Below are 22462 nucleotides of genomic sequence, written 5' to 3'. Positions count from 1 at the left end.
ACTGACGCCGGGACCAGAGGCGGCCGAGCCGCGGGCTCAGCGCTGCAGGTACGCCAGTGCCGCGTCGCGCTCGGCCCGCAGCTCGAGCACCGACTCGTCGATCTTGCGCCGCGAGTACTCGTCGATCTCGAGCCCCTCGACGATCCGCCACTCGCCGTCCACCGAGCGCACCGGGAACGACGAGATCAGCCCCTCCTCCACCCCGTAGGAGCCGTCCGACTCGACGGCCGCCGAGGTCCACTCGGTGCCCGTCACCCAGTCGTGCACGTGGTCGATCGCGGCGGACGCGGCCGAGGCGGCCGACGACGCTCCGCGCACCTCGATGATCTCGGCCCCGCGCTTCGCGACGCGCGGCTCGAACTCGTCGTGCAGCCACGCGGCGTCGACCAGCTCGGTCACGGGCCGTCCGTCGACGCTCGCGTGCGTCGCGTCCGGGTACTGGGAGGCGGAGTGGTTGCCCCAGATCGCGACTCCCGCGATCGAGCCGACCGGGGCGTCCAGCTTCGCGGCCAGCTGCGCGACGGCGCGGTTGTGGTCGAGCCGCGTCATCGCGGTGAAGCGACCGCGTGGGATGTCCGGCGCGCTCGCGCGGGCGATCCAGGCGTTCGTGTTCGCCGGGTTCCCGACGACCAGCACGCGGACGTCGTCCGCGGCGTGCGCGTTCAGCGCGGCGCCCTGCGGCCCGAAGATGCCGGCGTTCGCGGCGAGCAGGTCGGCGCGCTCCATCCCCGCCGAGCGGGGCCGGGCGCCGACCAGGAGTGCGACGTTCGCGCCGTCGAAGGCCGCGCGGGGATCGTCGGTCACCTCGACGCCGTGCAGGAGCCCGAACGCTCCGTCCTGCAGCTCGAGGGCGGTGCCGGCCGCGGCCCGGAGCCCGGCCGGGATCTCGAGCAGGCTCAGCCGCACGGGCACGTCCGGCCCGAGGAGCTGACCCGAGGCGATGCGGAACAGCAGGGCGTAGCCGATGGCGCCCCCCGCTCCCGTGACTGCGACCTTCACCGGCGTGCGCTGCGTGCTCATGCCGCCGAGCGTAGGCGCGCGTCCTGCGAGCGGGGTAGGAGGACCGGTCATGCAGGGGCCGTCGACCCCCGGAGCACGAGCTTGGTGCGCAGGTGCACGTGCCGCTCCTGCACGGCACCGCCGTCGATCAGAGCCATCAGCGCTCGGGCGGCGGCCCGGCCCACCCGGTGCAGAGGCTGCCTCACGGTGGTGAGCGCGGGCGTCAGCCGCGAGGCGTCGGGGATGTCGTCGTACCCGACGACGGACAGCTGCTCCGGCACGGCGATGCCGAGCGACCGGGCGGCCTCGACGACGGCGATCGCCGAGGCGTCGTTCGCCGCGAACACGGCGGTCGGCCGCTCGGGAAGGCGGAGCAGCTCGTGGGCCGCGACGAGGGCTGCGTCGTGCTCGTAGTACCCGGTCCGCACCAGCCCCGGGTCGTAGGTCAGCCCTGCCTCGGCGAGGGCCCGGCGGTGGCCCGCCCCGCGCCGATGCGAGGACTCGAGGTCCGGACGGCCGGCGATGAATCCGATCCTGCGGTGGCCCAGCCCGATGAGGTGCTCCGTCGCCTGCACCGCCCCGCCGAAGTCGTCGGTGGCGACCGAGTGCAGCTCGGTCTGCGCGGTGAGCGGGTCGACGACCACGAGCGGCAGGCACGTGGACGTGATCACGGACGACGGCGTCAGGAGGATCGCACCCTCGACCCGGGCGTCCGTGAGCCGCTGCAGCGACTGGTGCTCCCATCCGCTCGTCGCGCGATGGCTCGCCCCGCTGCCGGCGAGCACGTCGAAGCGGGTGCCGTGCAGAGCGCTCGCCACACCCTTCAGGACCTCGGTGCTGAACGGCTCGAAGTCGTTCAGCAGCACCCCGATCAGCCCCGGCCCGTGCGCCTGCCCGGCGACCTGCTCCGGCCCCTCCCGCACAGCGGTCGCTGCTCCTGCGGACATCCTCGTCCCCCCTCGCCGTCCCGTCCCGGTGCGGAGGGAGCGGCTGCTCCCGCCCCGCCGAGACGGTCGGACTCGTCCTTGCGTTCCGGAATGTTCCCGGTAACATTGCCGCAACACTACTGAGCGATCGCTCAGCAGTCGAGTGCGACAGATGTCGGACGGCTCTCCCTCACCTCAGTGCTGACGGGACCGGGAGCCGGAGCTCGCGTGGCCACGCTGTGGAAGCCGCCGCGCACGAGCCGCCCCGTCGTCTCCGCACCTCGTGCAGCCACCGCGGCGCCGCGCCCTCCCGGCGCGCTCGTGCGCGCTGTCCACTCGCGGCTCTCGCAGCCGCCCCCATCCCGCGCCTCGGCGCTCGACCTGATCGGCGACGGCGCCGATCGAGGAGGACCCTCATGACCACCTCTCGCACCCCCCGCTCCTCGCGGTTCCCCCGCCCGTTCGCGGCTCTCGCCGGCTGCGTGCTCCTCACCGGCATCGCTGCGGCGTCCGCCTCCGCCGACACCGAGCTCGGATCCGACGCCGTCGACGTGAACGTCAGCATCAGCGAGTCGGAGCAGCCCGGCGCGCTGACCATGAGCGTCGCCGGCACCAGCACCGCACTCACCGAGGCGGATCCGGAGCCGGGCGTCCGGCGGTTCACGGGAGACCTCCCCGAGGTGACGGTCACCGACACCCGCACCGCCGACGAGATCCCGGACGGAGCCGGGTGGTACGTCCTCGGCTCGGCGACCGCCTTCACCGGCGCCTCGGGCCAGGACGAGATCTCGGCGGACCACCTCGGATGGACTCCCGAGCTCCTCGACGGCGGCGAGTCCGGGCTCGTGACGGAGGGCGATCCGGTCGACACGGTCCTCGACGAGGGTGCCGACGCCGTCGGGCTCTCCGACCAGGAGCTGCTCGCGCTCTCGCTCGACTCGCAGGAGACCGCGACCGACGGCTCCTGGACCGTCACCGCCGGGCTCACCCTCAAGACCGAGACCGAGGTCGCTGCCGGCGACTACACGTCGGTCCTGACCCTGTCGCTGTTCGAATGACACCCCTCCGGACCCTCGCCGCGGTGACCGTCGGCACCCTGCTCGCGGGCGGGATGCTCGCGTCCGCCTCCGCCCCCGCGGAGGCCGCCGAGGCGTGGTCGCCCCGGTCGTCGTACACCTCGACGGACCGCGGAGACGGCACCTACTCGGTCCCTCTGCTGAACGCCGACGTCCCCGACGTGTCCGTCGAGCGCGTGCCCGCCGCCGAGAACGACGAGGGCCGCGACGTCTACTACATGATCAGCACGACGATGCACCTGAGCCCGGGCGCCCCGATCATGAAGTCGTACGACCTCGTCAACTGGGAGACCGTGAACTACGTCTTCGACCGGCTCGAGATCGGCGACCGCTTCTCGCTCCGCAACGGGCAGAACTCCTACGGCAACGGCCAGTGGGCGTCATCGCTCAGGTACCACGACGGCCGCTTCTACGCGGTGTTCAACACCAACAACCTCGGCGGCTCCTACCTCTACTCCACCGACGACATCGAGGACGGAGCCTGGACGCGCACCGCTCTCGGGCGCAGCTTCCACGACCCGTCGCTCTTCTTCGACGACGCCGACGGCGGAACTCCGTACATCTTCTACGGCTCCGGATCGACCAGCGCCGTGAAGCTCAGCGACGACCTCACGACCGTGGTCGCCGAGTACCCGGACATCCTCCGCACCGCCGACTACGCGGGCGCGGCCTACCTCGGCGGGCTGTTCGAAGGGGCGCAGGTGCAGTACATCGACGGGCAGTACTACATCGTCATCATCACCTGGCCCTCCGGTCAGGGCCGCCAGGTGGCGCTGTTCCGCTCGTCCGAGCTGCTGGGCCGCTACGCGACCGACGACGGCAGCAACCCCTACGAGGGCAGGGGCGTGCTGAACTCCAGCGGCTTCGCCCAGGGCAGCCTGGTGCCGATCAGCCGCGAGGACGGCACGACCGACTGGCACGGGATGTTCTTCCGCGACAGCTTCCCGACGGGCCGCATCCCCGGTCTCATCCCGGCGACGTGGAAGGACGGCTGGCCGACCTTCGGCACGAACGGCTCCGTGCCGGTCGGCGGGAGCTTCCCGAAGCCCATCCGCCTCAGCCCCCAGGAGGAGCTGTTCGAGCGGCAGAAGAGCCTGGTCGTCTCGGACGACTTCGCCAACGACGCACCGGCGAAGGCCTTCCAGGACGAGACGTGGACGATCCCGCCCGCGCCCGTCTTCGACCAGTCGCTGCTCGGCATCGAGCTGCTGCAGAACCCGGGGGCGGAGTCGGGGACGGCGCCGTGGACCGGGCAGTTCGGCGCGACCCTGTCGGCGGACACGAGCGACAGGGCGTCCGGAGCGGCGTCGCTCCGCGTCGGCAGCCGCGCACTGAACGGCTCGGGCCCCAGCCAGGTGCTCACGAGCAGGCTGCAGCGCGGAGTGACGTACACGGTGTCGGCGAAGGTGAAGTACACCGCCGGACCGGCCTCCGTGCGCTTCAACCTGTGCGCCGACTTCGGCGCCGGCCCGCAGACCATGGCCACGGCCGCCGTCCCCCAGGGTCAGTGGACGACCGTCACGGGCACCTACACCGTGCCGGGGACCGCGAACGTCGGCAGCGTGAAGTTCGCCGTCGAGACGCCGTGGGGCAACCCGCAGCCCGCCTCCTCGAGCGTCGAGTACCTGCTCGACGACGTGTCGCTCATCGGAGCGGCGCCCACGGTGGAGCGCCCGACGGCCGCAGAGATCGAGCCCAACGGCTCCCGTCTCGACCTCGCCTGGCAGTGGAACCACGCCCCCGACAACCGCTACTGGTCCCTGACCGAGCGCGAGGGCTGGCTCCGCCTCACCAACGGGAAGGTGCTCACCGGCACGGCCGCGCACACCCGGCTCTCGGGCTCGCCCGAGATGACGTACCTGGAGGAGGCGCGCAACACGCTCTCGCAGCGCATCGTCGCTCCGAAGCAGTCGGCGGAGGCGACGCTCGACGTCTCCGGGATGAAGGACGGCGACGTCGCGGGCCTCGCCGCCTACAACCGCGGCTTCTCGTACGTGGCGGTGAAGCGCGTCGACGGCGTGCGCACCGTCGGAGTCGTGAACCGCAGCCAGCCGTTCGCGACCACGTTCGACCAGGCCGCCGTCGAGTCGTTCCTCCCCGGGACCACCGCCGCTCTCGGCGACGCCGCCGAGGTGCACCTCAAAGCCGACCTCGAGCTCGCGGCTCCCGCCGGGCAGCTCTGGACGACCTTCTCCTACAGCCTCGACGGGCTGACGTGGACGACGCTCGGCTCCCGCGTCGGCCCGCAGTCGCTCGACGGGCAGCTCACCCACTTCATGGGCCACCGCCTCGGGCTGTTCAGCTATGCCACGAAGACGGCCGGCGGCCACGTCGACGTCGACGAGTTCCTCCTGAGCGACACGCTCTCCTCGGAGGGGAAGGCGCTCGACCGGTCGCGGCTCGACGCGGGGATCGCCCACGCGGCGACGCTCCGCGCCGGCGACTACCCGGCCGACGCCTGGGCCGACCTCCAGTCGGTCCTCGCCGAGGCGGAGGCGGTCGGCCAGGCAGGGACGCAGAACCAGCTCGACGCCCCGACGCGGGCGCTCGACTACCAGCTGGCGCGTCTCGGGACGCTCCGGGAGACGTCGCTCGACGTCACCGCGGCGGCATCCACCCGCTGCATCGCCGGCAAGGTGGTCGTGACCGTGCGCGTCACCAACGCCGACGACGTGCCGCTCGCCCTCCGGATGGAGAGCGCGTCCGGCACGAAGACGGTCGCCGCCCTCGCACCGGGCTCCACGGCGAGCCATGCCTTCACCACCCGGGCCGCCTCGGTCCCCGCCGCGGACGTGGTGGTCACCGCGTCCGCCACAGTCGACGGTCGACCGGTGACGACCACCGTCAGGGCACCCCACCCGGCCGCCTCCTGCGGCTGAGCACCACGGGGGCGGCCCTCCCGGCCGCCCCCGACCCCGAACCCGCCGGCGGCACCCGTCGCCGGCGATCTCCCGCACGACACGATCAAGGAGGATCCGTGAGAACACATCGAGAGACCGCCCGGAAGGGGCGGTTCGGACTCAGGCTGCTCGCCACGGCGGCGCTGACCGCGCTGCTCGTGGCGCCGTTCGCCGCCCAGACCTCGTCCGCCGCCGAGCAGGAGCTCGTCGTCAACGGCGGCTTCGAGAACGGCATCAGCGGCTGGTTCGTCAACAACGGCAACGCCGCCGACGCCGGAGTGATCGCCACCACCGCCGACGCGCGCACGGGTGCCGCGTCCGCGCTGGTCAGCGGTCGCACCACCACCGGCGCCGGTGCGATGCAGGACCTCAGCGGCAAGGTCGTCGCGGGCCAGACCTACCAGGTCAAGGCCCAGATCAAGTACGAGAACGCCGCGAGCCCGGCGACCAAGCAGTTCTTCGCCACGATGCACTACGGCGGAGGCAGCTACACGAACCTCGCGAGCGTCACCGCCACCAAGGGCCAGTGGGCGACGATCAGCGGATCGTTCACCGTGCCCGCGGGGCAGAGCGTCGCGACCGCGCGCCTCTTCTTCGAGACGCCGTGGACCGCGACTCCGTCGGCCGCTCCCGAGACGCACCTGATGGACTACAAGCTCGACGACGTCTCGCTGATCGGAGCCGCGCCTCCCGCGCCCGCGTCGAGGACCATCGAGGTCGTCGGCAAGCAGCCGGGCGATCACAACCCGCTCATCGGCTGGAAGTTCGGTGCCGACGGCTTCGGCTTCGTCGAGAACGGCCGCGCCTACATGTACATGACCAACGACACGCAGGGGTACGCCCCAGACCCGGCGACGGGAGTCTCGCCCGCGATCGACTACGGCAAGATCAACCAGATCACCGTGATCTCCTCGGACGACCTCGTCAACTGGACCGACCACGGCGAGATCCAGGTCGCGGGCTCCGCGGGAGTCGCCCCCTTCACGGGCAACTCGTGGGCCCCGGGCATGGCGAAGAAGACCGTGAACGGCGTCGACAAGTACTTCCTCTACTACGCCAACGGCGGCGGTTCCAGCAACGTCATCACGGGTGATTCGCCGGTGGGCCCGTGGACCAGCCAGCGCACCTCCACCCTCATCAACGCCTCCACCCCCGGGGCCGAGGACGTGGCCTGGAAGTTCGACCCGGCTCCGCTGATCGACGACGACGGTCAGGGCTACCTCTTCTTCGGCGGCGGACCCGCCTCGACCGCGCTCCCCGCGGCCGAGCGGTTCAACAACCCGAAGAACATCCGCGTCATCCAGCTCGGCGACGACATGATCTCGACCGAGGGGACCTCCGCGGTCGTCGACGCTCCCGTCGCCTTCGAGGCGGCGCAGGTGTTCGAGCGCGAGGGCAAGTACTACCTCTCGTACTCGTCGCACTTCGGCGGCGCCGACTTCGGCGGCAACCAGACCCGCGTGCCCGGCTATCCGGGCGGCGGCGAGATCGGCTACATGATCTCCGACGACCCGATGGCGTGGCCCAAGGAGGCGTACGCGGGCGTGATGTTCCCGAACCAGAGCCGCTTCTTCGGAGCCGGCACGGGCGGCAACAACCACCAGTCCGTCTTCGAGCTGGGCGGCAAGTACTACTTCACCTACCACGCTCCGACCCTCAACAAGAGGATCACCGGCGACACCACCCAGGGCTACCGCAGCCCGCACATCCAGGAGCTGCAGTTCAACGCCGACGGCACGGTGCAGCAGGTCGTCGGCGACTACGCCGGGGTCGACCAGGTGAAGGACTTCGAGCCCTTCCGCACCTTCCCGGCCGAGACCATCGGCTGGAGCAAGGGCATCGCCACCGCGCCACTGGGCACCCCCACGGCCGGCGCGGCGCAGAACCTCGTGCTGAAGGACCTCGACGCCGGTGACTGGACCGCCCTGTCGTCGGTCGACTTCGGCGACGCGGGAGCGGCGACGGTCACGGCTCGGGCCAAGGCGCTCCAGGCCGGCGGCACGATCACCGTGCGGCTCGACTCCGAGACCGGACCCGTCGCGGGAACCGTCCCGGTCGACGGGACGATCGGCGACTGGACCGAGGCCACCGCGGCGCTGAGCGGGGCGACCGGAGTGCACGACGTGTACTTCTCCTACTCCGGCCCGACCGGCGACCTCTTCGAGCTCGACACCTTCGCCTTCACCGAGGGCGAGGCGGCTCCGGCGCTCGACATCGCGGCGAGCGCCACCACCCGCTGCATCGCGGGCAAGGCGTTCCTCACGGTCAAGGCGACGAACGGGTCCGACGTCCCCGTCGGGCTGACGTTCGAGTCGACGTCCGGCTCGAAGTCGTTCGCCTCGGTGGGGGCGGGCGCGACCGTGTCGCACGCCTTCACCACCCGCCAGGCGGTCCTTCCCGCGGGAGCGGTGACGGTCTCGGCCACGGCGACGATCGACGGCGCCCCCGTCGAGACGGAGGTGAGCGCACCGTACGCGGCGCGCCCGTGCTCGTAGAGCGCGGCTGATCCACCGGGGAGCGCCTCCGGTCCTGCGGGACCGGGGGCGCTCCTGCGTGGTGGGCGCTCGCCGTCAGCCTTTCGCCACGCGCCCCGCCACCTCCTGCAGCACCGCGAGCACCCGCCGCACCGGCGCGTGCGCGAGCGCCTCGGGACGGGCGAGGATGTCCACGTGCCGCGCGAGCGCCACTCCCTCGACCGGCCGCAGCACCATGCCGTCGACGGCGAGCGCCGCTGCGGTGATCCGGGGCATGACCGCGATCGCCGCTCCCGAGCGGACCACCTCGGCCGCCACGAAGAACTCGTTGATCCGGTGCTCGATGCGCGGGGCCCGGCCGCCGAGCGCGCCGAGGTGCTCGAGCACTCCCGCCAGCGGGAAGCCGTCGTGCGTCGAGATCCAGCGCTCGTCGCGGAGCTGCTCGGGCCGGACGCTCGCCTGCGCGGCGAGCGGGTGCGCGGCGTGCAGGGCGATGTCGAGCGGCTCGACGAGCAGCCCGGTGACGACGAGGCGGGCGGTCGGCCACTCCGGATCGTGCGCGAGGCGGTGCGCGATCACGAGGTCGTGGTCGGCGGTCAGCCCGGCGAAGCGGTCCTGGGCGACGTCGGCGTCGGTGAGCGAGACGCGGGGCCCGTCGGCCAGCGCCCGCAGCAGCGGCCCGAAGAGGGTGAGGCCCGCGCTGTGGAAGGCCGAGACCCGCACGGCCCGGTCGTCGCGCTCCAGATGCGCGTCGACCGCCGCCCGCGCCTCGGCCAGCGCTTCTTCGACGCGCGCCCCGGCGACGGCGAGCGCCTCGCCCGCCTCCGTGAGCACGAGCCGGCGACCGCTGCGCACAGTGAGAGGGACGGCGACCCCGGCCTGCAGTGCGCCGAGCTGCTGCGACACCGCCGAGGCGCTGATGTGCAGGGCGGCGGCGACCGCCGCGACGCTTCCGCGGTCGCCGAGCTCGCGGAGCAGGCGGAGTCGCGCGGGATCCATAAGCATCTGCTTCCTCGTCGATCAAGACGATGCCCGTTGTTCTTCATCGTCCGTGGGGACGACAGTAGCCCCGTGCCCTCCCGCCGCTCCTCCGACACCGCCGCCGATCTGCTCCTGCTCGGCGTCGCTGCGGTGTGGGGTGCCAGCTTCCTCGCCGCGAAGGACCTCGCGGCCCTGACCGGGGTGCCCTCGGCCGTCGCCCTCCGCTTCCTGGTGGCCGCCGCGGCCCTCGCCCTGGTGTGCCTGGTGCGCCGCGAGCGCCTCCCGCGTGGGCGCGGCCTCGTGATCGCCGCCGTCCTCGGCTGCTCCCAGGCCGCGGTCATCGGTCTCGAGACGTGGGGCGTGCACCTCACCTCCGCCACCAACGCCGGGCTGCTGATCAGCCTCGCGCTCGTGATGACCCCCGTGCTCGAGGGGCTGGCCTCGCGCTCGTGGCTGCCGCGCTCGTTCTTCGTCGCCGCGGTCGCCGCGGTGGTCGGAGTCGCACTGCTCGTCTCGGAGGGCGGTTTCCGCACGCCGACGCCGGGCGACGCGCTCGTGATCGCCGCCGCGGTCGTGCGCGCGTTCCACGTCACCGCCAGCGCGCACCTGACCCGGGGCCGCACCGACGGCACGCTCGGAGTCGTCCTCGTGCAGGTGCTCGTCTGCGCCGGCGCGTTCTCCCTGCTCGCGGGTCCCTCGCTCCCCGTCTCGGCCGCCGCTCTCGACGCGGCGGGCTGGGGGAGCGTCCTCTTCCTCGGGCTGCTCTGCTCGGTGTTCGCCTTCGTCGTGCAGCTCTGGGCGGTCCGGCGCACCTCGGCCGCGCGGGCGAGCATCCTGATGGGCACCGAGCCGGTCTGGGCGCTGCTGGTCGGCACGGTGCTCGCGGGCGAGGCGATCGGTCCCCTCGGTGCGCTGGGCGCCGCGCTGATCGTGGCCGCCGCCTACGCCGGGCAGGCGATCGAGCGGAGGCACCGCCGCGCGCGGTCGATCGCGCACCGCGCCGCCGAGATCGCGGAACGCGCCACTGCGACTCCGTAGAGTGCCGAGCATGCGCACCCTGTATCCCGAGATCGAGCCGTACGAGACCGGCATGCTCGACGTCGGCGACGGCCACTCCGTCTACTGGGAGGTCTCGGGCAACCCCGACGGCAAGCCCGTCGTCTTCCTGCACGGCGGCCCCGGTGCCGGCACCTCGCCCGCGCACCGCCGCCTCTTCGACCCCGAGAAGTACCGCATCGTCCTCTTCGACCAGCGGATGTGCGGACGCTCCACCCCGCACGCCAGCGAGCCCGGCGCGGACCTCTCGACGAACACCACCTGGTACCTCGTCGCCGACATCGAGCGCCTGCGCGAGCACCTCGGCGTCGACACCTGGCTGGTCCTCGGCGGTTCCTGGGGCTCCACCCTCGCCCTGGCCTACGCCGAGACGCACCCGGAGCGGGTCAGCGAGATCGTGCTCCGCGGGATCTTCACCCTCCGCCGCGCCGAGCTCGAGTGGTTCTACGAGGGCGGGGCCGCCGCGGTCTACCCCGACCTGTGGGAGTCGTACGCCTCGGTCGTCCCCGCCTCGGAGCGCGGCAGCTTCATCGAGGCGTACTACCGCCTCCTGCACGACGAGGACCCGGCCGTGCACGGTCCGGCCGGCGTCGCCTGGACCACGTGGGAGGCGTCGACCATCTCGCTCCTGCAGAAGCCCGAGATGATCCAGGCGTGGTCCGACCCCGCCTTCGCCCTCGCCTTCGCGCGGATCGAGAACCACTTCTTCGTGCACCGGGGCTGGTTCGAGGAGGGGCAGCTCCTCCGCGACGCCGAGGTGCTGCGCCGCATCCCCGCCGTGATCGTGCAGGGCCGCTACGACATGTGCACCCCGGCCTTCACCGCCTGGGACCTGCACCGCGCCTGGCCGGAGGCCGAGTTCCACCTCATCGCCGACGCGGGGCACGCGTTCGACGAGCCCGGCATCCTGAACGCGCTGATCGAGGCCACCGACCGCTTCGCGGAGTGAGCCCCCCGCTTCGCGTCCTGAGCCCCCACCGCTTCGCGTCCTGAGCCGGGAGGGGCCGGCACGCGGGGCTATCCTGAGCGGATGCGCGCGGACGACGACTCCGGGATGGACAGCTGGCCCACGGGCCGACTGCTGTCGACCGCGTCCCGCATGGTCGAGCACGCCTGGCACGGGGCGCTCGCCGAGATCGGCCTCACCCACGCCGGACTGATCGTCCTGCACCTGCTGCAGGCCGGGCCCGTCGCGCAGAAGGAGCTCGCCGCCTCCGCGCACGTCGAGGTGCAGACCATGTCGCGCACCATCGAGCGGCTCGAGCGCGAGGGCCACGTCGAGCGCAGGAGCGACCCCGCCGACCGCCGCCGCCAGCTCGTCTCGCTGACCGCCAAGGGCACCGAGGCGTGGCGGCGTGCGCACCGGCTCGAGGTCGACATGTTCCCGGGCAGCCTCGAGCACGGTCCGCTCCGCGACGCGCTGCTCGAGATCATCCGCTCGACGAGCGAGTCGCGCTGGGGCTGACCCGCGCCTCCGCAAGCCCCGGCGGGGAGCGGCGCCGGACCACTACCGTGACCGCATGACCTTCAACGACGACTCCCAGCTCAGCGGCGGCAAGGTCCGCCGGCGCGGACGCACCACGGGCATCGCAGTCGGCGGCGGCGCGGGCGTCGTCGTCGTGCTCGCGCTGCTGTCGCAGCTGCTCGGCGTGAACCTGACGGGTCTCGGCGAGGTCCTCGGCGGCGGAGGCGGCACCTCGCCCGAGCAGATCACCAGCACCGCAGTCGCCTGCGACAGCGGAGCCGACGCGAACACCGAGGTCGACTGCCGCCTCGAGGGCGCCGCCGAGTCGCTCGACCGCTACTGGGCCACCGCGACCGGCACGATCGGCGCGACCTACGCGACTCCGGGTGGCGTCATCGTGTTCGACACCGAGACGAGCACCGGATGCGGCGGCGCGACGGCCGCGGTCGGCCCGTTCTACTGCCCGCCGGATCAGACCATCTACCTCGACACGGAGTTCTTCGACGAGCTGCGGACCCGGTTCGACACCTCGGGCGGATCGCTCGCGCAGATGTACATCCTCGCCCACGAGTGGGGGCACCACATCCAGAACCTGACCGGTGCGATGGAGTCCGCGGACCGCTCCGGCACCGGGCCCGACTCCGACTCGGTGCGCCTCGAGCTGCAGGCCGACTGCTTCGCCGGCGCGTGGGTCGGCGACGCCTCGACCGTGCCCGACGAGACGGGAACGCCCTACCTCAAGCCCGTCACCGCGCAGGAGTACCAGGACGCGCTCGGCGCGGCGGCGGCCGTCGGCGACGACCGCATCCAGGAGCAGGCGACCGGCACGGTCGACCCCGAGGGCTGGACCCACGGCTCGGCCGAGCAGCGCCAGCGCTGGTTCGAGGCCGGCTTCGAGGGCGACGCGGTCGACTGCGACACCTTCGCGGTGCCGGGCGCCCAGCTCTGACTCGAGCCCCTGCTGGTCGAGTAGCCGCGCAGCGGCGTATCGAGACCCGCGCTTCTAGGACACCGAGTCGGCCGGCTCCTCCATGAACCACTCCGTGAACGAGCACGCCCGCCCGTCCGGAGCGAAGCGGATGATCCACAGGTTCAGATACGTCTCCGCCCCCGGGTAGACGGTCCGCCCCTGCACCACCGCCGTCGCGTCCGTCAGGGCCACGAGTCCCCAGGCGAAGGTCGGCTCGGCGGGCTCCGACTCCGCTCGCCACCACTCGACGATCGCGTCGCGCGGAGTGATCGCGTCGCGGTGCGGGGCGGTGAAGTACTCGGCGTCCTCGGTGAAGAGCGCGGCGATGTCGGCGGGGTCGTCGCTCGCCCACGCCCTCTCGTAGCCGGCGATCCAGTTCTCGATGTCGATCATCCGCACATCCTCGTCCCGCCCGACCGACTGCGGAAGGGCGCGGAGCGGGAAGGTTCCGGAGCCCTCCACGGTTCGAGTACCCGGCCGGCGACTGCAAAGCTGGGCAATACATCCCCGACTCGAAGGACCCGCGTGCCCGACTCCGACAGACGCTCCCTCACCCGCACGCCCGACCCGCGTCTGATCACCGCCGTCCTCGCCTTCGCGGGGATGAGCGCGTCGTTCATGCAGACGCTGGTGGTGCCCATCCAGTCCGAGCTGCCGCGACTGCTCGACGCCGACCGCGGCGAGACCGCGTGGGTGATCACAGCGACCCTCCTGAGCGCCTGCATCCTCACTCCGGTCTCGGGCCGCCTGGGCGACCTCTACGGGAAGCGGAGGATGGCGGTCGCGGCGCTCGTGGTGCTGGTGCTCGGCTCGATCGTCTGCGCGTTCGCCGGCGACGTGTGGACCCTCGTCGTCGGGCGCGCGCTACAGGGCGCGGTCATGGGAGTGATCCCGCTGGGCATCTCGATCCTCCGCGACACCCTGCACCGCGATCGACTGCCCGGCGCGATCGCCCTGGTCAGCGCCACGCTCGGCATCGGTGGTGCACTCGGGCTGCCGCTGAGCGCCCTGATCGCCCAGAGCACCGACTGGCACGTCCTGTTCTGGATGTCCGCCGGGCTCGGCGTCCTCGACATCGTGCTGATCCTGCTCGTCGTCCCGGTGTCGACCCTGCGCTCGCCCGGCCGCTTCGACGTGGTCGGCGCGATCGGGCTCGCGATCGGACTCAGCGGCGTGCTGATCGCCGTCTCACGCGGCAACGACGCGGGCTGGACGAGCCCCGCGATCCTCGGCTCGGGGCTCGGCGGCGTCGCCGTGCTCGTGCTCTGGGGCTGGTTCGAGCTGCGGCAGTCGAGCCCGCTCGTCGATCTCCGCGTCGCCGTGCGGCCCGCCGTCCTCTTCACGAACCTCGCCTCCGTGGCCGTGGGCTTCGCGTTCTTCGGCGCGCAGATCACGCTGCCGCAGATGCTCGAGCTGCCGACCGCCTCCGGGGTCGGCTTCGGCCTCAGCCTGATCGTGGCGAGCCTCGTGCTGGCCCCCTCCGGCCTCGCGATGATGGCGACCTCTCCCGTCGCGGCCGGTCTCTCCTCGCGCTCGGGACCCCGGGTGGTCCTGATCTCGGGCGCCGCTCTGATCGCGGTGTCGTACCTCCTGGTGCTGCCCTTCGGCAGCGAGGTGTGGCAGATCCTCGTGATCAACGCCCTGATCGGGGTGGGCCTCGGGCTCGCGTACGCCGCCATGCCGACGCTCATCATGCACGCCGTGCCCGCCTCCGAGACGGCTGCGGCCAACGGGCTCAACTCGCTGATGCGCACCCTCGGCACGACCCTGTCCTCGGCGGTCACCGCCGCCGTGCTGGCGCAGCTGACCGTCTCGGTCGGCGCCGTCGAGGTGCCGAGCTCCGAGGGGTTCCGGCTCACCTTCGTCATCGGCGCGGTGGGCGCGGTCGTCGCGGTGGTGCTGGGCCTGCTCATCCCGCGGGTGCCGAAGCCCGACCCGCGCCCCGCGCTGCCCTGATCCGCGCTGCCCGATCCGGCGGAGTGCTGTGCAGAACCTCTGCTGAGAAGGGGGTCTGTCGCCTGTCAGGCGATACCCCCTCCTCTCAGCTGAGGTTCTGCGGAGAAAGCCGGGCTCAGGCGAACGCGCCGCGGTACGCGCGGGCCGGGTGCGACTCCGGCAGCTCGTCCGTCCCGAAGAGCTTGCGCCGCAGCGTGCCCTCCGCGTACTCCGTCTGAGCGAGCCCGCGCTCCTGCAGCACCGGCATCACCCGGTCGACGAACTCCTCGTAGCTGCCGGGCAGGATCCAGTTGACGACGTTGATGCCGTCGATGCACGCGTCGCGCCACTCGGCGAGATGGTCGGCGATCTGCTCGGGCGTGCCCACCACGCGCCCGCGGAGCTTCGCCGACAGCCGTGCGAGGTCGCGCACCGTCGGCTCCCGGTCGGGCGAGGCGTCGCGGATCCACTGCAGGTGGCTCTGCCCGGCGTAGGTCTCGATCGCCGAGAGCGGAAGATCCGGATCGAGCTTCTCGCCCGTCTTCGGATCGAAGCCGAGGTTCGAGTGCAGCAGGAACGCGTCGGAGGAGAGGTACTCGTCGATCTCGCCCTCGGCGCGGCGAGCCTCCTCCTCGGTGTCGCCCGTGATGAACGAGAGACCGAGGTAGAAGGCGGGCACGCCCTCCCCGCGCCCGGCCTCCGCGGCGAGCCGGCGCGTGTCGGCGATCAGCTCGCGCGTCTTCTCGGGCGACCCCGAGAAGACGAACTGCGCCTCCGCGTTGCGCGCCGCGAAGCGCCGGCCGGCGGGGGAGGAGCCGGCCTGGAACAGCACGGGCGTGCGCTGCGGCGACGGGGCGGACAGGTGCGGCCCCTGCACGCGGTAGCGCTTCCCGACGTGGTCGATGCGGTGGATGCGCGACGCGTCGGCGAACGCGCCGGCCTTGTCGCGCAGCAGTGCGCCGTCGTCCCACGAGCCCTCCCACAGCTTGTAGACGACGTCGAGGTACTCCTGCGCCCATGCGTAGCGCTCGTCGTGCTCCTCGAGCCGGTCGTAGCCGAAGTTGCGCGCGGCGCCGTCGAGGGCGCTCGTGACGATGTTCCAGCCGATCCGTCCGTTCGAGACGTGGTCGAGCGTCGAGACCTTGCGGGCGAAGTCGAACGGGTGCGACTGCAGCACCGAGCTCGTGAACGCGAAGCCGAGGTGCTCGGTGCTCACGGCGAGGGCCGAGAGCAGCACGGCCGGATCGTTGCTCGGCAGCTGCAGGCCCTCGCGCGCGTTGACCTCCCAGTCGCCGTCCGCCGGTCCGTAGAGGCCGGCGACGTCGGCGAAGAACATCGCGTCGAAGCGGCCGCGCTCGAGGGTGCGGGCGAGGTCGATCCACAGCTGCACGTCGTCGAACTCGTGCTGACGGGCGTCGGGGTGGCGCCAGAGCCCGTGCTGGATGTGGGAGGCGGTGTTCATGACGAACGCGCAGTAGCGCAGCGGACGCGGCTCGGTGCTCATCGCCCCAGGCTAGGACGCATCACCGGCATCCGGCGGCGACGGCGATCGCGTCGTCGCCCGGGGAGCCGTAGGGCTCGACCCCCGAACCCTCGGTGTACCCCAGGGAGAGCGCCCAGGCGGTCGCCCACTTCTCGTCGTCGCCGTCGAAGGGCGCTGCCCGGTACAGGTCGTAGCAGCTCTGCTTCGAGGTGATGGCGTGCCCGACCTCGTGCGCGACGAGCCCCACCGTCCAGCCCGCGTCCCAGTAGCGCTGGATGCTCTCGGTGAGCTGGATCCGCGACGGCGCCCCCTCCTGCAGGCTCCAGGTCGCCAGGCCGGCCCCGGAGTCGCGGTCGCCGTACGCGACGCCGTCCACCTCGATGCTCTCCTCCCAGGAGATGTCGATCGGCACGCCGCCCCCGATCGAGTCGGCGAAGTCGAGCACCTGCTGCTTCCGGGGCCAGTCCGCTGCGGCACGCTCGACGAGACCCTCCTCCTGCGACGCCTGCAGCGCCTCGACCTGCGCGAGGTACGCGCGCAGGGCGCCCGGGTCCGAGAAGTCGAGCGGGACCGGGTCGCTGCCGTACCCGTAGAGCGCCTTCTCGACCAGCCAGCGCGACTGGTGCGTGGCGGCGGTGCTGCTCGCGATCAGCGCCTCGGCCGTGGCGGCGGTGCTCCGGGTGAACGCGGTCGCGGCGGCGCCAGTCGCGGACAGGAGCGGACGGACGCGGTCCCGCTGCTCCTCCTGCTCCCGGGCCTCCTCGGCCAGCTCCGCCGCCCGGGCGTCGAGGTCGTCGGCCGCCGCGAAGCGCTCGTCGGCTCCCTCCGGCGCCTCGGGCACCGCGACCGCCGCCCGCGCGGCGAGGGGGACGTCGTCGGCCGCATCGACGAGGGCGTCGATCGCCGCCTCGTAGGCGTCGCGCGCCGACGGATCCACGGCCGCGTCGTCCGCCTCGTCCAGCACCGGTCGGATCCCCTCCGTCTCCTCCCCGACGGACTCCTCGAGCGCCGCCCACGCATCGACGGCCCGATCGTGGTCGGCGGCCACCCGTTCGAGCCCCTCGGACGCCTCGGCGAACCGCTGCTGCGACACGGAGTCGCGGACGAGGACCGCCGTGCCCGCGCCTGCGGCGAGGAGCAGGAGCGCCGCGCCGCCCGCGATCGCGCGCCGAGCCGTCCGCGGGATCCGGCGCCGGGGCGGTCGGCCCGGCGAGACGGTGGCCGGATCGGGAGGCGGGAAGGTCGGACCCGGGGCGGCGGTGCTCACACGATCCAGTATGGCCACGCGTCCCGGTCCCGCCGCAGGGCGTCCTGTGAGCAGACGCTCCTCCCGCTCACACCGGGCCGCTGGCTGCGCCCGCGTAGGGTGTCCGACTGTGGATCGCCGCCCCTCCGAACCCTCGCTCGCCGCCCTGCCTCCGCTCACGGACGCCGGTGCGCAGGCCCTCGACGCGGGCACCGTCGCCGAGATCCGAGCGCTGCGCGACGACTTCGCGCGGTTCATGCTCCAGTACAAGTTCGGCATGGACGAGATCGTCACCAAGGTGTCGATCCTGCAGGAGGAGTTCCGGGAGCTCCACGACTACAACCCGATCGAGCACGTCTCGAGCAGGCTCAAGTCGGCCGACAGCCTCATCGAGAAGATCGAGCGCAAGGGTTGCGACACCACGTTCGAGGGCATCTCGGGAGCGATCACCGACATCGCGGGCGTGCGGATCACGTGCAGCTTCGTCTCGGACGTCTACCGCGTCTTCGAGCTGCTCACGTCGCAGCCGGACGTGACGGTGCTCGAGGTGAAGGACTACATCGCCTCCCCCAAGGAGAACGGCTACAAGAGCCTGCACGCGATCGTCGAGGTGCCGGTGTTCCTCTCGGGCGGATCCGTCGACGTCTGCGTCGAGGTCCAGTTCCGCACCATCGCCATGGACTTCTGGGCGAGCCTCGAGCACAAGATCTACTACAAGTACGACCGCCAGGTGCCCACGGAGCTGCTCGACGGACTCGCCGACGCGGCCCGCACGGCCGCCGCTCTCGACTCCGACATGGAGCGCCTGCACAAGCAGGTGCGCGGCGAGCTCCCGATCGAGCGCCCGCCGCTGCGCGCCCTCGACGTCTGACGCGTCGGGCCGGCTCAGCCCAGTGCCGTCACCAGCACGAGCAGCAGCACCGCGGTGCCGTTCAGCGTGGCGTGCGAGATGATCGCCGCGCCGAGCCGACCGGTGACGGTCGAGATCCAGCCGTGCGCGAGACCCGCCACGACCGTGGTCACTCCGAGCGTGGCGATCGTCGCCGGGTTCACCATCTGATGCCCGTGCAGCAGTGCGAAGACGAGCGTCGAGGCGATGATGCTGAACACGGCCGCCCAGACGCGCCGCCCCCGGGTCGGGGGAGCGGCCTCGGTCCTCGTGCGGAGCATGCGGTTGCGCACCGCCCGCATCACGACGCCGCGGCAGAGGATCTCCTCCACGATCGGCGCGACGACCACGGGGACGACCACGGAGCTGAGGACGAACCACAGCGGATCCGGTTCGAGCTCGAGGTTCCCCTGCGCGTCCTGGAGGAACGGGGAGAAGCCCAGGAGCACCAGCACGATGGCGATCCGCACCGCGATCCCGAGCCCGATCCCGATCGGCACGTCGATCCAGCGGAACCGCAGACCGAAATCGGCGGCCAGCGACTTCAGCCCGCGCAGCCGCGAGGCGAGGATCGGCACGACCAGGCCGATCAGGTAGCTGCCGAAGGCGCCGGCGAAGGCGAGCCCGGGGGAGTAGGGCAGCACGCCGAAGCCGAACAGCAGGATGAGCACCGCGAGCGGCACCACGATCCCCGCGATCGTGAGCACGGCGGTCGGCAGTCCCCAGCGCACGCGCGGATCGGGGAGGTAGAGGAGCGACGAGTACGGCGCATGGATCGACGGCTGCGGCTCGGGCGCCTGCTGGGGCGCCGGCCAGGCGGTCGGCGTGGGCCATCCGCTGGGCGCCGCGGCGTACGGAGGCGCGACCGGAGGCTGCTCGGGAGCGACGGTCGACGGATCGGGCGGCGGGAAGGCGGCGGGATTCATGGCCTCACCAGGCTACGCAGGCAGGCTGGGCGAACGGCCCGGCACGCGTGCTCTGCAGGACGAGTGCTCCTCGCACGCGTCCGGACATGGAGAAACCCCCGCCATGTAGAAGCTAGGCGAGGGTTTCCGTGGCTCCGACGGGCGTCGATCCCGTGACCTCACGATTTTCAGTCGTGCGCTCTACCAACTGAGCTACAGAGCCGTTGCGACGTTCCGCCGCTGAAAAAGGCCCTTCCTCTCGGAAGGGCCCCTTTGCGACCCTGACGGGACTTGAACCCGCGACCTCCGCCGTGACAGGGCGGCACGCTAACCAGCTGCGCTACAGGGCCTCGTTGCGAAGACAAGCATACTGCCTTCGAGGCTATTCGATTTCCACCCGCTCGTTTCCGACCGGTTCTTGCTCGGTGCCGTCTTCGTGACCCCAACGGGATTCGAACCCGTGCTACCGCCGTGAAAGGGCGGCGTCCTAGGCCACTAAACGATGGGGCCGGAAGCTGCAGGGCGACCCTGCGGCCGACCCCACCATGACTACCGACACGCAAGCATACGGATGATCGCGCCAGATGCAAAATCCGAACGTTTCGCACCCGTGAACAACCCCGTCCGGGGTTGCCGCATCTCTAGGCGCGGCGGTAGGGGCTTGGTTAGGGTTGGTCGGAATTGCCCTTCCCCCGGCGACGGCTCGCGTCGTCCTGCCGTGGTGAGGGATCCCCCGATCACCCCGAGGTCCCATGCTCTCTCTCCCGCGCCGCCGTCGCCCCGCACCGTCATCGGGCGCGCCACGGCTCGGGCGGCTCCGCTCCGCCGCGCTCGCGTCCGCGGTGCTCGCGCTCGTCGCCGGTCTCCTCGTCGCCACTCCCGCGCAGGCGGCCGAGTACCCGACGTGGGCCGACGTGGAGGCCGCCAAGGGCGACACCCAAGCGGCCGCCGCGCAGGTCGAGAACATCACCTCGCTGATCGCCGGACTGCAGGACGAGGTCGCCGCGGCCCAGGAGCTCGCGCAGAAGCGCGGCGAGGAGTACTTCACGGCACAGGAGGCGTTCGACCTCGCCGCCGACCGCGCCGCGTCGCTCGACACCAAGGCCACCGCGAGCGCCGACGAGGCCGACGCCGCGTCGCAGCAGGCCGGCCTGCTCGCCGCCCAGCTCTACCGCACCACCGGCACGGACCTGTCCGTCAACATCTTCCTCGACGGCGAGAGCACCGGATCCGATGATCTGCTCGGCCGCATCGGCAACATGACCAAGCTCGTCGAGCGCTCCAACGCGATCTACGAGCAGGCGAGCACCGCCCGCAACACCGCTTCGTCGCTGGCCGACCAGGCCGAGGTGGCGCAGACGGAGCGCGAGCGCCTCCGGGTCGCCGCCGAGGCCGCCCTCGCCGAGGCCACGAGCGCCCAGCAGGCGTCCGAGGCCGCGCTCGTCGAGCAGCAGGAGCAGAGCATCGTGCTCGAGCAGCAGCTCGCCGCGCTGCGCGACACGGAGTCGCGCACCGTCGCCGAGTACCAGGCGGGAGTCGCCGCGCGCGAGGCCGAGCGTCAGCGCAAGCTCGCCGAGGAGGCCGCCGCCCGCCAGGCCGCGGCCGACGCCCAGCGCGCCGCCGCGCAGGCCGCCGCCGCAGCGGCTGCGGCCGCGGCTCCCCGTCCCAGCTCCGGGGGTGGCGGTGGCGGCTACTCTGCCCCTGCTCCGGCCCCCGTCGCGGGCGGCGGATCGACCGCGGTCAGCGACTCCGGCTGGGTGAAGCCCGTCAACGGGCGCATCACCGGCACGTTCGGACCGCGCGGCAGCCTCTCGACCGGCGGAGGATCGACCAGCTCGTTCCACCGCGGCACCGACCTCGCGGCTCCCTGCGGCACCCCGATCTTCGCCGCTCACAGCGGCACCGTCACCTACGCCGGCGTGTTCGGCACGTACGGCAACTGGATCGAGATCAACCACGGCGAGGGCATCAGCACCGGCTACGCCCACATCATCGCGGGCGGCATCTACGTGAGCGTCGGCGAGCGGGTCGAGGCCGGTCAGCAGATCGCCGCGGTCGGCTCCACCGGCGCCTCCACCGGCTGCCACCTGCACTACGAGACCCGCGTGAACGGCACCGCCGTCAACGCCCAGCCCTTCATGGCCGCACGAGGAGTGACCCTTGGTTGACGCCCGGACCACCGCACGAGGATTCACGCCGGCGCCGCGCGAGCGGGCCTGGAAGGGCCGGCTGCCGCTCGCGGTGTCCGCGGCCTTCGCCGTGACCGCGATCACCGCGTCCTTCGGACTCACCCCCGCCTCGGCGGACGATCCGCAGTACCCCTCGTGGGACGACGTGCAGAACGCGAAGCTCGACGAGGCGGCGAAGCAGGCCGAGATCGACTCGATCACCGGTCTGGTCGCCGGGCTGCAGAGCGCGGTCGACGAGGCCTCGGTCGAGGCGATGCGCAGGGCCGAGACCTGGCGCCAGGCGTCGGACGCCCTCGCCGCCGCCGCGCAGGCCGTCACCGACCTCGAGGACCGCGCCGCCGAGGCCTCCGCCAAGGCCCAGACCTCCCGGATGCGCGCGGGCCTGCTCGCCGCGCACCTGTCCAAGGCCGCCGGAGGCGACCTCTCGATGAGCCTCGTCGCGAGCGGAGAGAACGCGGGAGACCTGCTCTACCAGCTCGGGGCGATGTCGCAGCTGACGGAGCAGTCGCAGAAGGTCTACGCCGACGCCCTCGGCGACAAGCAGAACGCCGAGTCCCTCGCCGCGCAGGCCGACGTCGCGGTCGACGAGCACCGGGCGCTCTCGGACGAGGCCGACCGCGCCCGCGCGATCGCCGACGACGCCGCGCGCTCGGCGCAGTCGGCCCTCGCCGCGCAGGAGGCGAAGTCGTCCGAGCTCATCGCCCAGCTCGCGCTGCTGAAGGACTCCACCGTCGAGGTCGAGACCGCGTTCCTCGCGGGCGAGCTGGAGCGCAGGGCTGCGGCTGCGGCGGCCGCCGCGGCGGCTCAGGCTCAGGCCGACGCCGAGGAGACCTCGCAGGAGCAGGGCTCGCAGCCGGCAGGCGCTCCGTCCCGTCCCGCGGCTCCCGCCCCGGCGGCGCCCCAGCCCGCAGCGCCGCGACCGGCCGCTCCCGCGGCTCCGGCCCCCGCTCCCGCGGCTCCGCAGCCGG

18 protein-coding genes and 3 tRNA genes are annotated in these 22462 nt (G+C 72.4%); 11 read left to right on the top strand and 10 right to left on the bottom strand.

Annotated features, from left to right (window positions below):
• Positions 1–36: 36 nt before the first annotated feature.
• Complete coding sequence (locus IOC53_RS14115) at positions 37–1020, bottom strand: malate dehydrogenase (protein WP_207406646.1); 984 nt, start codon at positions 1018–1020, stop codon at positions 37–39.
• 47 nt (positions 1021–1067) lie between these two features.
• Positions 1068–1946, bottom strand: a complete 879-nt coding sequence (locus IOC53_RS14110) for a substrate-binding domain-containing protein (protein WP_207406644.1) — start codon at positions 1944–1946, stop codon at positions 1068–1070.
• Positions 1947–2341: 395 nt separating this feature from the next.
• Between IOC53_RS14110 and IOC53_RS14105 the strand changes: the two genes are divergently transcribed.
• The 3 genes from IOC53_RS14105 to IOC53_RS14095 all read left to right on the top strand — a co-directional run bounded on the left by IOC53_RS14105 (position 2342) and on the right by IOC53_RS14095 (position 8396).
• Positions 2342–2983 (top strand): hypothetical protein, encoded by a 642-nt coding sequence (locus IOC53_RS14105; RefSeq protein WP_207406642.1) that lies wholly within the window; start codon positions 2342–2344, stop codon positions 2981–2983.
• Complete coding sequence (locus IOC53_RS14100) at positions 2980–5880, top strand: family 43 glycosylhydrolase (RefSeq protein WP_207406641.1); 2901 nt, start codon at positions 2980–2982, stop codon at positions 5878–5880. The genes IOC53_RS14105 and IOC53_RS14100 overlap by 4 nt, the downstream gene beginning before the upstream one ends.
• A gap of 98 nt (positions 5881–5978) precedes the next feature.
• The gene (locus IOC53_RS14095; RefSeq protein ID WP_207406640.1) at positions 5979–8396 is read left to right on the top strand and encodes a family 43 glycosylhydrolase; all 2418 of its coding nucleotides are present in this window, start codon (positions 5979–5981) and stop codon (positions 8394–8396) included.
• 75 nt (positions 8397–8471) lie between these two features.
• On the opposite strand, the gene IOC53_RS14090 is transcribed toward IOC53_RS14095, so the two are convergent.
• Positions 8472–9374 (bottom strand): LysR family transcriptional regulator, encoded by a 903-nt coding sequence (locus tag IOC53_RS14090; RefSeq protein WP_207406669.1) that lies wholly within the window; start codon positions 9372–9374, stop codon positions 8472–8474.
• Positions 9375–9446: 72 nt separating this feature from the next.
• Between IOC53_RS14090 and IOC53_RS14085 the strand changes: the two genes are divergently transcribed.
• The 4 genes from IOC53_RS14085 (at position 9447) to IOC53_RS14070 (ending at position 12826) form a co-directional block, all read left to right on the top strand.
• Positions 9447–10394, top strand: a complete 948-nt coding sequence (locus IOC53_RS14085) for a DMT family transporter (protein ID WP_207406639.1) — start codon at positions 9447–9449, stop codon at positions 10392–10394.
• Between the two features lie 10 nt (positions 10395–10404).
• Positions 10405–11361: a prolyl aminopeptidase gene (gene pip / locus IOC53_RS14080; protein WP_207406638.1), complete on the top strand. Its 957-nt coding sequence runs from the start codon at positions 10405–10407 to the stop codon at positions 11359–11361.
• Between the two features lie 81 nt (positions 11362–11442).
• Complete coding sequence (locus IOC53_RS14075; protein WP_207406637.1) at positions 11443–11877, top strand: MarR family winged helix-turn-helix transcriptional regulator; 435 nt, start codon at positions 11443–11445, stop codon at positions 11875–11877.
• A gap of 55 nt (positions 11878–11932) precedes the next feature.
• Positions 11933–12826, top strand: a complete 894-nt coding sequence (locus tag IOC53_RS14070; RefSeq protein ID WP_207406636.1) for a neutral zinc metallopeptidase — start codon at positions 11933–11935, stop codon at positions 12824–12826.
• Positions 12827–12880: 54 nt separating this feature from the next.
• Here the strand turns inward: IOC53_RS14070 and IOC53_RS14065 are convergent, their stop codons facing one another.
• Positions 12881–13240, bottom strand: coding sequence for a nuclear transport factor 2 family protein (locus IOC53_RS14065; RefSeq protein ID WP_207406635.1), 360 nt, complete (start codon positions 13238–13240; stop codon positions 12881–12883).
• 132 nt (positions 13241–13372) lie between these two features.
• On the opposite strand from IOC53_RS14065, the gene IOC53_RS14060 reads away from it, so the two are divergent.
• Positions 13373–14803: an MFS transporter gene (locus IOC53_RS14060; protein WP_307786206.1), complete on the top strand. Its 1431-nt coding sequence runs from the start codon at positions 13373–13375 to the stop codon at positions 14801–14803.
• Positions 14804–14918: 115 nt separating this feature from the next.
• Here IOC53_RS14060 and IOC53_RS14055 read toward each other — a convergent pair whose 3' ends face one another.
• Together IOC53_RS14055 and IOC53_RS14050 are read right to left on the bottom strand one after the other, a co-directional pair.
• Positions 14919–16286, bottom strand: a complete 1368-nt coding sequence (locus IOC53_RS14055) for an LLM class flavin-dependent oxidoreductase (protein ID WP_207406633.1) — start codon at positions 16284–16286, stop codon at positions 14919–14921.
• 19 nt (positions 16287–16305) lie between these two features.
• On the bottom strand, positions 16306–17532 hold the full coding sequence (locus IOC53_RS14050; protein ID WP_207406632.1) for a hypothetical protein: 1227 nt from the start codon (positions 17530–17532) through the stop codon (positions 16306–16308).
• Between the two features lie 235 nt (positions 17533–17767).
• Between IOC53_RS14050 and IOC53_RS14045 the strand changes: the two genes are divergently transcribed.
• Positions 17768–18382 carry a GTP pyrophosphokinase family protein gene (locus tag IOC53_RS14045; protein ID WP_207406666.1) on the top strand — a complete coding sequence of 205 codons (615 nt, stop codon included), beginning with the start codon at positions 17768–17770 and terminating at the stop codon, positions 18380–18382.
• A 14-nt stretch (positions 18383–18396) separates the two neighbouring features.
• On the opposite strand, the gene IOC53_RS14040 is transcribed toward IOC53_RS14045, so the two are convergent.
• The 4 genes from IOC53_RS14040 to IOC53_RS14025 all read right to left on the bottom strand — a co-directional run bounded on the left by IOC53_RS14040 (position 18397) and on the right by IOC53_RS14025 (position 19815).
• On the bottom strand, positions 18397–19326 hold the full coding sequence (locus IOC53_RS14040) for a CPBP family intramembrane glutamic endopeptidase (RefSeq protein ID WP_207406631.1): 930 nt from the start codon (positions 19324–19326) through the stop codon (positions 18397–18399).
• Positions 19327–19455: 129 nt separating this feature from the next.
• A tRNA-Phe gene (locus IOC53_RS14035) sits at positions 19456–19528 on the bottom strand.
• 53 nt (positions 19529–19581) lie between these two features.
• Positions 19582–19655 (bottom strand) — tRNA-Asp (locus IOC53_RS14030).
• A gap of 87 nt (positions 19656–19742) precedes the next feature.
• Positions 19743–19815: transfer RNA gene (locus IOC53_RS14025), tRNA-Glu, on the bottom strand.
• 242 nt (positions 19816–20057) lie between these two features.
• Here IOC53_RS14025 and IOC53_RS14020 point away from each other — a divergent pair.
• Positions 20058–21473, top strand: a complete 1416-nt coding sequence (locus IOC53_RS14020) for a M23 family metallopeptidase (RefSeq protein WP_207406630.1) — start codon at positions 20058–20060, stop codon at positions 21471–21473.
• Positions 21466–22462 (top strand): NlpC/P60 family protein (locus IOC53_RS14015; RefSeq protein WP_207406629.1); only part of this gene is annotated, 997 nt, incomplete at its 3' end. The genes IOC53_RS14020 and IOC53_RS14015, both read left to right, overlap by 8 nt.

Origin of the sequence: Rathayibacter sp. SD072 (assembly GCF_017355185.1) — a bacterium.
Taxonomy (GTDB): Bacteria; Actinomycetota; Actinomycetes; order Actinomycetales; family Microbacteriaceae; genus Rathayibacter.
Note: the sequence above shows the minus strand (reverse complement) of the source record. Positions and strands in the feature narration are given on the sequence as shown.

Excerpts from the sequence above, each read along its gene's own strand:
- IOC53_RS14110 (WP_207406644.1), bottom strand. The coding sequence starts at position 1,946 with ATGTCCGCAGGAGCAGCGACCGCTGTGCGGGAGGGGCCGGAGCAGGTC.
- IOC53_RS14075 (WP_207406637.1), top strand. The coding sequence starts at position 11,443 with ATGCGCGCGGACGACGACTCCGGGATGGACAGCTGGCCCACGGGCCGA.
- IOC53_RS14020 (WP_207406630.1), top strand. The coding sequence starts at position 20,058 with ATGCTCTCTCTCCCGCGCCGCCGTCGCCCCGCACCGTCATCGGGCGCG.
- pip (WP_207406638.1), top strand. The coding sequence starts at position 10,405 with ATGCGCACCCTGTATCCCGAGATCGAGCCGTACGAGACCGGCATGCTC.
- IOC53_RS14115 (WP_207406646.1), bottom strand. The coding sequence starts at position 1,020 with ATGAGCACGCAGCGCACGCCGGTGAAGGTCGCAGTCACGGGAGCGGGG.
- IOC53_RS14100 (WP_207406641.1), top strand. The coding sequence starts at position 2,980 with ATGACACCCCTCCGGACCCTCGCCGCGGTGACCGTCGGCACCCTGCTC.
- IOC53_RS14105 (WP_207406642.1), top strand. The coding sequence starts at position 2,342 with ATGACCACCTCTCGCACCCCCCGCTCCTCGCGGTTCCCCCGCCCGTTC.
- IOC53_RS14065 (WP_207406635.1), bottom strand. The coding sequence starts at position 13,240 with ATGATCGACATCGAGAACTGGATCGCCGGCTACGAGAGGGCGTGGGCG.
- IOC53_RS14070 (WP_207406636.1), top strand. The coding sequence starts at position 11,933 with ATGACCTTCAACGACGACTCCCAGCTCAGCGGCGGCAAGGTCCGCCGG.
- IOC53_RS14040 (WP_207406631.1), bottom strand. The coding sequence starts at position 19,326 with ATGAATCCCGCCGCCTTCCCGCCGCCCGATCCGTCGACCGTCGCTCCC.
- IOC53_RS14090 (WP_207406669.1), bottom strand. The coding sequence starts at position 9,374 with ATGGATCCCGCGCGACTCCGCCTGCTCCGCGAGCTCGGCGACCGCGGA.
- IOC53_RS14055 (WP_207406633.1), bottom strand. The coding sequence starts at position 16,286 with ATGAGCACCGAGCCGCGTCCGCTGCGCTACTGCGCGTTCGTCATGAAC.
- IOC53_RS14045 (WP_207406666.1), top strand. The coding sequence starts at position 17,768 with ATGCTCCAGTACAAGTTCGGCATGGACGAGATCGTCACCAAGGTGTCG.